The 9,856-nt window shown below is 41.6% G+C and carries 6 protein-coding genes and 2 pseudogenes; 6 read left to right on the top strand and 2 right to left on the bottom strand.

The features are described from left to right. Positions 1 to 397: 397 nt before the first annotated feature. From BVE84_RS10075 to tnpA, 4 genes are all read left to right on the top strand, one after another. Entirely contained in the window at positions 398 to 1,921 is a 1,524-nt protein-coding gene (locus BVE84_RS10075; protein ID WP_076996866.1) for an AMP-binding protein, read from the top strand. Between the two features lie 1,322 nt (positions 1,922 to 3,243). Continuing rightward, positions 3,244 to 4,275 carry a DNA polymerase III subunit delta gene (gene holA, locus BVE84_RS10070; RefSeq protein ID WP_076996865.1) on the top strand — a complete coding sequence of 344 codons (1,032 nt, stop codon included), beginning with the start codon at positions 3,244 to 3,246 and terminating at the stop codon, positions 4,273 to 4,275. Positions 4,276 to 4,350: 75 nt separating this feature from the next. Next, entirely contained in the window at positions 4,351 to 4,956 is a 606-nt protein-coding gene (sodA, locus tag BVE84_RS10065) for a superoxide dismutase SodA (protein WP_076996864.1), read from the top strand. Positions 4,957 to 5,720: 764 nt separating this feature from the next. Further along, positions 5,721 to 6,194 carry an IS200/IS605 family transposase gene (gene tnpA, locus BVE84_RS10060; protein ID WP_076996863.1) on the top strand — a complete coding sequence of 158 codons (474 nt, stop codon included), beginning with the start codon at positions 5,721 to 5,723 and terminating at the stop codon, positions 6,192 to 6,194. A 294-nt stretch (positions 6,195 to 6,488) separates the two neighbouring features. Here the strand turns inward: tnpA and queA are convergent. After that, positions 6,489 to 7,514: pseudogene (gene queA / locus BVE84_RS10055) on the bottom strand (tRNA preQ1(34) S-adenosylmethionine ribosyltransferase-isomerase QueA); the annotation flags it as partial. Positions 7,515 to 7,836: 322 nt separating this feature from the next. On the opposite strand from queA, the gene BVE84_RS10050 reads away from it, so the two are divergent. Continuing rightward, a complete protein-coding gene (locus BVE84_RS10050) occupies positions 7,837 to 8,547 on the top strand; it encodes a glucosamine-6-phosphate deaminase (RefSeq protein ID WP_076996862.1) in 711 nt (236 codons plus the stop codon). Between the two features lie 76 nt (positions 8,548 to 8,623). Next, positions 8,624 to 9,343, top strand: coding sequence for a 16S rRNA pseudouridine(516) synthase (locus BVE84_RS10045; RefSeq protein WP_076996861.1), 720 nt, complete (start codon positions 8,624 to 8,626; stop codon positions 9,341 to 9,343). Between the two features lie 369 nt (positions 9,344 to 9,712). Here the strand turns inward: BVE84_RS10045 and BVE84_RS10805 are convergent. Beyond that, a pseudogene (locus tag BVE84_RS10805) lies at positions 9,713 to 9,856 on the bottom strand (transposase); the annotation flags it as partial.

The following is a 9,856-nucleotide window of genomic DNA, read 5'->3' as shown; positions in this document are numbered from 1 at the left end:
TCATAATAGCAAAGTGAAAAACTTTCTTTGTGAACATCCATTCCGATGAAAAGTGTGGTAAAATGAAACATATAAGACCTCCAATTGAGTGTGGTAATTCCTGTTAGAAGTTGATTGTTTTTTTATTCTAGTGTACAGGTAAATCCACGAATTCTCAACTGGGGGTCTTTACATATTGTCTATAAAAGACTATATTGATGAACGGATAGGTAGCTCCACCTTATTGTTTTTGACAACTTCCTAGCCTTGAAAGGGGGAGGAGGTGAAAATGAACAGATTTGTTAAGAGATTATGTTGATATGGCTTGGTCCTATTCTTATTTGTGGAAGTGGTTCCAACATGGTATAATGATGTCATGTTTAATTTTTCACAAATTTAGAAAGGTGAGAGATATAAGATGATTTCTTATCAACCATTAAATTTATATCGTCAATTCAAGGAGGCGGCAGAGCGCTTTCCAAATGTTGCCATTGTCTTTGATAAACTATATCCATCTTTTCCCGAATTAGGTCATGAAAATACCTATGCGGAGGTTTTTGCTGCCATAGAACAAAGAGCTTATCAGCTAGCAGCAGCAGGCGTTTCACATGGCGACAAGGTCATGTTTTATAAAAGTCCTGCATTTGATACCTATTTATTAGCAGTTGCTGCGACCTCCTTGGGAGCTATTCCAGTCATGCCATCCTATCACTTACCAGCTACTACTATGGATGTTTTTGCAGAGCGTTTAGAGCATTCTTTTGTCATCTTTGATGAGGAGACCGAGGGGCGAGTTGCAGCAATGGAGCGTAAGGAGTTAGTGACCATGCTTTCGATTACAGATTTGCTAGCATTTCCTGCTCATCCTGTTGCTGAAAATCTTCTTCCAGAAGATGCTATTCAGTATATGACCCACACTTCTGGAACGACCGGTATTCCTAAGTTGATTTGCCATACGGCTCAAACGATGGGGTGGCGGGTAGCTTGGCAGCAGACGATTTTTGAAAAGATGAGTGAGCGGAAGTTACTGGCCTTCCATATTTCTCCGGTTCACTCACGCTACAATATCGGTGTTTCCTCTGCTATTGGACTTGGATTTCCCTTGCTTCCCCTATCATCTGCCAAAGCTCAAGATTTGGCAAAAATATTGGAAAACTATAGACCAATGGCGCTTGAGACCCATCCTAATAATTTTGTGCAGTGGGCACAGCTGGCTAGGAATAACCCATCTGTCTTTTCCAGCATCCAGTACTATCATTCTACCTTTGATGCGATCAATATCGGGACCTTACGTACCTTTTTAGAGGCGTCTAAGGAAAATTCTCCCATCTTTATGCAGGTGTATGGTCAGAGCGAGTGTGGGCCGATGATTTTGCGTTATCATCGTTTGGAAACGCTTGGGCAAACAAGTGGCAGGGATATGGGAGTTGGTCTTGAAGGCTATACAAAGGCGCAGATTACAGATGAACATGGCCATCCTCTGCCAGCTGGTCAAAATGGTCATATTCAACTCCTATCGCGGGGGCGTGCAGTGACTTATTATAAGGAGGACGAACGATTCCAAGCAAATGTGTATGGAGACTGGTGGGATAGTGGCGATTATGGCTGTATGACGACAGCAGGGACCTTACTTTTGAAAGACCGTCAGGTGGATGTGATTGAATCTATTGATAGTAACCTCGCCTTAGAAGACTTCCTGTTAGACCAGTTGGATTTCTTGTCTGAGGTTGTGATTATCCGAGATGCCAATGGTGCCCCGCAGCCCATCATTGCCCTCGCAGAAGGTGCAGACATGGACTGGGAATCTTGGTGGCAACAAGTGGAGGATCTACCATTGCTCAAGGAGCCCATCTTAATGGACTATGAGGATATTCCACGGACCGCAACCATGAAAGTACAGCGCTTGAAGATGGAAGCGGAGATGAAAATGAAGAATCTCTAATAAGGTGTTTCAAACTTGGCAAGTTGCTAGAGTGCTGTCGTTTTAAAGTTGGATGTAGAAATCACTCGATACCTACAAAATAATACTCTTTAAAAATCAACAGGATACTTGCTCAAGAGTCTCGGTGGATTGAAACAGTTCGGGGAACTGTTTCAACTGGTCACCTAGAAATGCGAAAGTGACCACAGAAGTTCGGTGAACTGTTTCAACTGGTCACCTAGAAACGCGAAAGTGACCACAGAAGTTCGGTGAACTGTTTCAACTGGTCACCTAGAAATGCGAAAGTGACCACAGAAGTTCGGTGAACTGTTTCAACTGGTCACCTAGAAACACGAAAGTGACCACAGAAGTTTGAGCCAAGAAGCAGGAAAACTAGGAAATAGACTGACCCACTGGAGCTTTTCAGCCTATTTCCTATTTTCACTTAGACCTTTTAACATCCTCACATCTTGAGTAATTGAACACGGGCTAAAAGCTCGGAAAATAGATAAACATTCCTAGAAGTTACACTTCTTCGTCATGTTTCCTAATTTTCATTCGCTTTTTACACGCCCTTTGTATCTTATAATTGAGTTCAGCCTAAAACCTCGGAAAAAAGATAGATTTCCTCGTGTTCAGCGAACACGTCGTCAATCTCCTATTTTTCATTCGGTTTTTTAACGGCTTCACATCTTAGTAAACTGAGTTCGGACTAAGGTCTGTGTGAAAAAGATAATTCTTCCTAGAGTCTCTATACTCTGCGTCAGAATTCCTATTTTCACTTAGACCTTTTAACGTCCTCACATCTTGTGTAATTGAGTTCGGACTAAGGTCTGTGTGAAAAAGATAATTCTTCCTAGAGTCTCTATACTCTGCGTCAGAATTCCTATTTTCACTTAGACCTTTTAACGTCCTCACATCTTGTGTAATTGAACACGGGCTAAAAGCTCGGAAAATAGATAAACATTCCTAGAAGTTACACTTCTTCGTCATGTTTCCTAATTTTCATTCGCTTTTTACACGCCCTTTGTATCTTATAATTGAGTTCAGCCTAAAACCTCGGAAAAAAGATAGATTTCCTCGTGTTCAGCGAACACGTCGTCAATCTCCTATTTTTCATTCGGTTTTTTAACGGCTTCACATCTTAGTAAACTGAGTTCGGACTAAGGTCTGTGTGAAAAAGATAATTCTTCCTAGAGTCTCTATACTCTGCGTCAGAATTCCTATTTTCACTTAGACCTTTTAACGTCCTCACATCTTAATTGAACACGTCCTAAACTCTGTGCGAAAAAGGTTCATTGAGCCTTTTTTTGGTATAATGAAAAAAGAAATGCGAGGAACATATGACCATTATTGATGAGATTCAGAAATTAAAGAAGGAGAGCTTGGGGCTTTTAACGGTTCTTGTTGGAGAAGATACTGGGCAATTTCAATTAGCTAAGGAAGCTCTTCTGAAACAAATCAGCTTTGATAGTAGTGATTTGTCTTTTGCCTATTTTGATATGTCAGAGACAGACTATGCTCAGGTGGAACTTGATTTGGTCTCCTTGCCTTTTTTTGCGGATGAAAAAATTGTTATCTTGGATTATTTTGCTGATCTGACAACCAATAAAAAACGCTATTTAAGCGACGAAGACTTGAAAAAATTTGAGGATTATGTGAGTCAACCAGTTGAAACAACGAGGCTGATTGTCATTGCAGAAGGGAAACTCGATCAAAAGCGCCGTTTGGTCAAACGCTTAAAACGAGACGGTCTCGTTTTAGAAGCAAACAATCTCAAAGAAGTGGAACTACGTCAATTTTTCAAGCAGGAAATCCAAAAAATGAACTTGAATATGGACAATGCGATTATGGATCAGCTCTTGCTTAAGTCCAATTTTGATTTTGCTGAAATCTATAAAAATCTTGCCTTTTTGCAGTCCTATAAGGGAAGTCGTCAGATTCGTCAAGACGATATTGACCAGGCTATTCCAAAAACCCTGCAGGATAATCTCTTTGACATGAGTCAACTTCTTTTACAGGGGAAGATTGATCAGGCGCGAAGTCTAGTGCATGACTTGCGACTACAAGGAGAAGATGAGATTAAGTTAATTGCGATTTTACTCAATCAATTCCGCCTATTTTTACAGGTCCAGCTTCTACATAAGGCAGGGATGAGCGAGCAACACATGGTGGCTGAATTATCCGAGATAACAGGACGGAAAATCAATCCATTTCAGATTAAGTTTGCCTTGCGAGATTCACGTTCTCTCTCTCTTTCCTTCCTTAAAAAGGCGGTGAAAGTCCTCATTGAGACAGACTACCAAATCAAGCAAGGGCAGTTTGATAAGGATTACCTATTTGACATCGCCCTCTTAAAAATTGCTAGCGCATGATTTCAGACAAAAAAATTGAAAAGGCTCTCAAATTGCAGTAAAATAAGAAGTATAGAAGATTAAAGGAGGCCGAATATGGCAATTATTTTACCAGATTTACCGTACGCTTACGATGCACTGGAGCCACAGATTGATGCGGAAACAATGACCTTGCACCACGATAAGCATCATGCAACCTATGTTGCTAATGCCAATGCAGCGCTCGAAAAACACCCAGAAATTGGGGAGGACTTAGTAGCCTTACTCTCAGATGTAGACCAGATTCCATCAGATATTCGCCAAGCCTTGATTAACAACGGTGGCGGTCATTTGAATCATGCTCTTTTCTGGGAATTATTGTCTCCAGAAAAAACAGAAGTTCCATCAGAATTGGCAGCAGATATTGCAGCAACATTTGGTTCATTTGAAGATTTCCAAGCAGCCTTTACAACAGCAGCAACTACTCGTTTTGGTTCGGGATGGGCTTTCTTAGTGGTTAACCAAGAAGGTAAATTGGAAATCGTTTCAACTGCTAACCAAGATACTCCAATCATGAACGGTCTAACTCCAATCTTGGCACTTGATGTGTGGGAACATGCCTATTATTTGAACTATCGCAATGTTCGCCCTAACTATATCAAGGCATTCTTTGAAATCATCAACTGGAACAAAGTAAACGAATTGTATCAAGCTGCTAAATAGGAACAGGGTGTAGAAGAAGGACTTACCTGACCGACTTGTTTTCCTACTTTCAAATTGGTGAAGTTGGTGAAAAGGGAGTGCGATAGAAGCCGACGAACCTAGTAATGGTTTCTTTACCTTTGAAGCCAGGAGTTTAGGGCGTGTTCAATTAAGATGTGAGGACGTTAAGAAAATGTAAAGAAAAATAGGGAATCGGAGCAGGTGGCTCCAACAACCGCTAACCTCGCTGTCTAATTTTTAGGCTCGGGTAGCAATAGTCACTTCCCTGACTATTGCTATCTTTTTCTCACATTTTTAGTCCGAACTCAGTTTACTAAGATGTGAAGCCGTTAAAAAACCGAATGAAAAATAGGAAATCGAAGCAGGTTGTCTTGCAACCACTAACCTCGCTATCTAATTTTTAGGCTCGGGTAGCAATAGTCACTTCCCTGACTATTGCTATCCCAAAGGAATTCTCATCTGTAATCAGCTAAAGCTGAAACAGCTGCATATCTTTTTTCCGAGGTTTTAGGCTGAACTCAGTTACAATTCACCGAGACTCTTGACAACGTATCCTGTTGATTTTTAAAGAGTATTAGAGGGTATACTTACGTTCTCAGACTAGCCGACGGGCTAGTCTTTTTATTATGGCTTCGAGCTAGTTTTTCTCGTAGAGAAAAACAAGAAAACCACCAGCTATGCAGGTGGCTGACAAGGCTTTGAGCTTCCATTTCTTTTTCCAGTTATAATCTAATTGTTCAGGTTAGATCAAGGAGGAAAAAGAAATGGCTAAAACCAGTTACAGTTTATCACATACCAAATGGATGTGCAAATATCACATAGTTTTCACACCAAAGTACCGCAGAAAATCCATTTACTACAAAATTAGGCAAGACTTAATTGATATTTTCCGTCATCTATGTCAATACAAAGGCGTGGAAATCATTGAGGGACACATGATGCCAGACTATGTTCATATGCTTGTCTTGATACCTCCGAAACTTTCGATTTCCGATTTTATGGGATATTTGAAAAGCAAAAGTGCTCTAATGATATTTGATAAACACGCTAATTTGAAATATAAGTATGGAAATCGAAAGTTTTGGGCCAGAGGCTACTATGTTAGTACCGTTGGACTGAATGAAAGGACAGTTGCGAAATATATTCGCGAGCAGGAGAAAAATGACATTGCACTTGATAAATTGAGTGTCAAAGAGTATGAAGATCCATTTTCAGATGGTAGTTTTAGAACAAGATAAAAGCCCGTTGTTACGGGCATTAGTCAAGTAATTATAGCACTAACCTGAACGAAGTTCAGCGAACGTCTTTAGACGTCGCTGGAGAGAAACGGCTTACAGCCGGTGTACAAGCCACCCGTTTTCACGGGTGGTTATGACTATGTGGCACTCTCCATATTTTGATTGATGTGATTATTCGGTATCTTTTGTCATGTCGACACTTGAGGAAACTGCGTTTCCCTATTTCTTTCTTCATCGGACTTCTGATTTTTCTTGGGGCTGTCTATGTGTGGGAAAGATCCTCGTATCTGGTGATTTGATAAACATGGCATCACCAAAGCTAAAGAACCGGTATTCCTCTTCAATAGCATGTTGGTAGGCCTCAAGGACAAATTCACGCCCTGCAAAGGCGGACACCAGCATGACCAAGGTCGATTTTGGTAGGTGAAAGTTAGTTGAAAAGGCATCTACCACCTTAAATTGGTAACCTGGTTTGATGAAGATATTGGTCCAGCCAGAGTCGGCCTGAATATCTCCGTTGAACTTATTGCCGATGGTTTCTAAGGTGCGGATGGAAGTTGTACCGACGGCGATGATGCGGTGACCAGAAGCTCTCACTTCTCTCAGGGTTGCGGCGGCTTCTTCTGATAAACTATAAAATTCCGAGTGCATTTCATGCTCATCTAGATTATCAACTGACACAGGGCGGAAGGTACCGAGTCCGACATGGAGGGTCAGGTAGACGAGTTTGATCCCTTTTGCTTCGATTTTTTCCAGCAATTCTTGGGTGAAATGTAGTCCTGCTGTCGGTGCAGCAGCAGATCCATTTTCCTTGGCATAAACGGTCTGATAACGCTCACGATCATTCAGTTTTTCATGAATATAGGGTGGAAGTGGCATTTCTCCAAGGCTTTCCAAGACTTCAAGGAAGATTCCATCGTAGGCAAATTCTACAATTCGGCCTCCATGTTCTAATTCTTGGACAATAGTGGCGGATAAGCGTCCGTCTCCAAAGGAAATATTTGTGCCTACCTTGAGGCGTTTGGCCGGTTTGGCAAGCACTTCCCATTGATCTCCGTGAATATTTTTGAGCAGGAGCAATTCTACATGTCCACCAGTTTCAGGCTTTTCACCGTAAAGACGAGCTGGAAGGACGCGGGTATTGTTCATCACAAGGGCATCCCCCACTTCTAATTCATCGATAATCTGATCGAAATGAGCGTCTACCATCGTTTGTGTTTCGCAGTCCAAAATTAAGAGGCGTGAAGCGTCACGCTGCTCAAGAGGTACTTGTGCAATCAGTTGTTCAGGCAGATGAAAATCAAAATCAACAGTATTCATATATCTCCTTAGTTCATTGAGGGATAGATTAAAAAATAGATCAATACGAGCAAGGGGGTCGCGACAAGTAGACTTCCAGATACAAATAGAGGAATCCAAATCCAGGTTCTCTCCTTAATGAAGTAAGCGAGGATGTCAATGAGAATTCCGGTGGTAAAAAGAATAAATAGCAACAAGGTCATAGTGTTAACTCCTCTGAGGATGTGTCCACCCATTATATCATAAATCCGTAGTCAGGTCTTGACAAAAATTGGTCGATAGAATATAATAAAGATAAAGTGGTCTATACCAAAACAAAGAAAAGATTATAAAGGAGATTCGCATGAAAGTAATCCGTGTCAAAGATCAAGTTGAAGGTGGTGCTGTTGCCTTTGAATTATTACAAGACGAGTTGAAGGCAGGGGCAAAGACGTTAGGACTTGCAACGGGTTCAACTCCGATTGAATTTTACAAGCAAGTAGTCGCAAGCAATCTGGATTTTTCAGACTTAGTCTCAGTCAATCTAGACGAGTATGTGGGGCTGGGGAGTGAAAGTGATCAATCTTATATTTACTTTATGAATGAGCATCTGTTTGGCAAGAAGCCTTTTAAGGTTTCCTATTTGCCAAATGGCTTAGCTGAGGATTTGGATGTAGAAGTAGAGCGGTATAATGCTTTGCTGGCAGAACATCCAGTTGATGTCCAAATTTTAGGAATTGGTCGCAACGGCCACATCGGTTTTAATGAGCCAGGTTCACCGTTTGATGGTTTGACACGTGTCGTTGATTTGACCCCATCCACGATTGAAGCCAATAGCCGTTTCTTTGAAAAAGAAGAAGATGTGCCAACGCAAGCGATTTCCATGGGAATTGCCTCCATTATGTCTGCGAAGACCATAGTCTTGATGGCTTATGGAGCGGATAAGGCAGAAGCTGTCTATCAGATGGTTCAAGGACCTGTGACAGAAGATGTGCCAGCAAGCGTCTTACAAGGTCATGCCAATGTCTATGTCATTGTAGATGAGGAAGCAGCTGAGCGTTTAGAACAGGACTAATAAGGGAGAGAGACTGGTTGTCCAGTCTTTTTCTATTTTCTTCCCTTGCTTATTTTTTCTATGATACAATAAGAGTATGCGTTTAGATAAGTGTTTGGAAAAAGCGGGTCTTGGTTCGCGGAATCAGATTAAGAAACTACTCAAATCCCAGCAGGTGACGGTAGATGGAAGGCTTGCAAGAGCTGGAAATCAGCTGGTAGATCCTGGTTTGCAGGTACTCGAAGTGGGCGGTAGGCGAGTGGTGTTGGAACCCCCTGTCTATTATCTGCTCAATAAGCCTGCGGGTGTCGTATCTGCGGTGTCCGATAGGAAGCACCAGACAGTAATAGACCTGATTAAAGAAAAGGATAGGCGCACGGGACTGTATCCGATTGGACGTTTGGATAGGGACACGGAAGGACTTTTACTCATTACAAATAACGGTCCGTTGGGCTTTCGGCTACTTCATCCCAAGTATCATGTGGAAAAGGTCTACTATGTGGAGGTCAACGGTTTACTTGCAGCGGATGCGATTGCCTTTTTTAAAGCGGGGATTCGATTTTTAGACGGGGGCATCTGCCAGCCTGCTAGGCTAGAGATTTTATCAGCAACAGCTAGCGCTAGTTGCGCAAGGGTTCAGATTGCTGAGGGAAAATTTCATCAGGTTAAGAAGATGTTCTTGGCATATGGGGTCAAGGTGACCTATCTCAGGCGCCTTTCGTTTGGAGCGTTTGTCTTGGAAGATGACCTACCAGTGGGTGCCTATCGAACATTGACGAGTGAGGAAAAAGAAATGTTAAAACAGTATCTGGACTAGGGAAGGGATGGGAATCTCTTTACGGGTATTTAGTTTTATAGTGCTTTTGTTTTAAAATAGGAAGTAGTCTAAATTGATAGGTGCAAAATAAGCAGCGAATGGAGTGAGTCTTTAAAAGATATTTCCCGTCGTGGTGGTATCTTAGACAATCATAAGACGGGATTTTGAGGCTTTGGACTCAACAATGAAGTTGGAAACTCCATAAGGAGCTTGCCTGCGTTCTCACTATTGAAGGGAAGTAGCAAAAGATACTAAATAGAGAGGTTGGGCAAAAACTAGCCAGTAAATAAAAAACACAGATAGATTCAGGCTGATTTTGATGAAATCCAGCTGAACTGCCTGTGTTTTTCTTTTTGTTTCTATTATCATTGGCTAATTTCTTAGCCAATTTCGTGAGATTCATACTCATTAGGAGGAATCCTATCTCTGTTTCAACCACTTTTTGTCCTCTGACATGAACTCTGCGCACGCCAAAAACACCCTTCATCCTACCAAATACAGGTTCGACATCCA

Origin of the sequence: Streptococcus azizii (assembly GCF_001984715.1) — a bacterium.
GTDB classification, from domain to species: Bacteria; Bacillota; Bacilli; order Lactobacillales; family Streptococcaceae; genus Streptococcus; species Streptococcus azizii.
The sequence above is the reverse complement of the archived record's forward strand: the minus strand, read 5'-3'. Positions and strand labels throughout refer to the sequence as shown.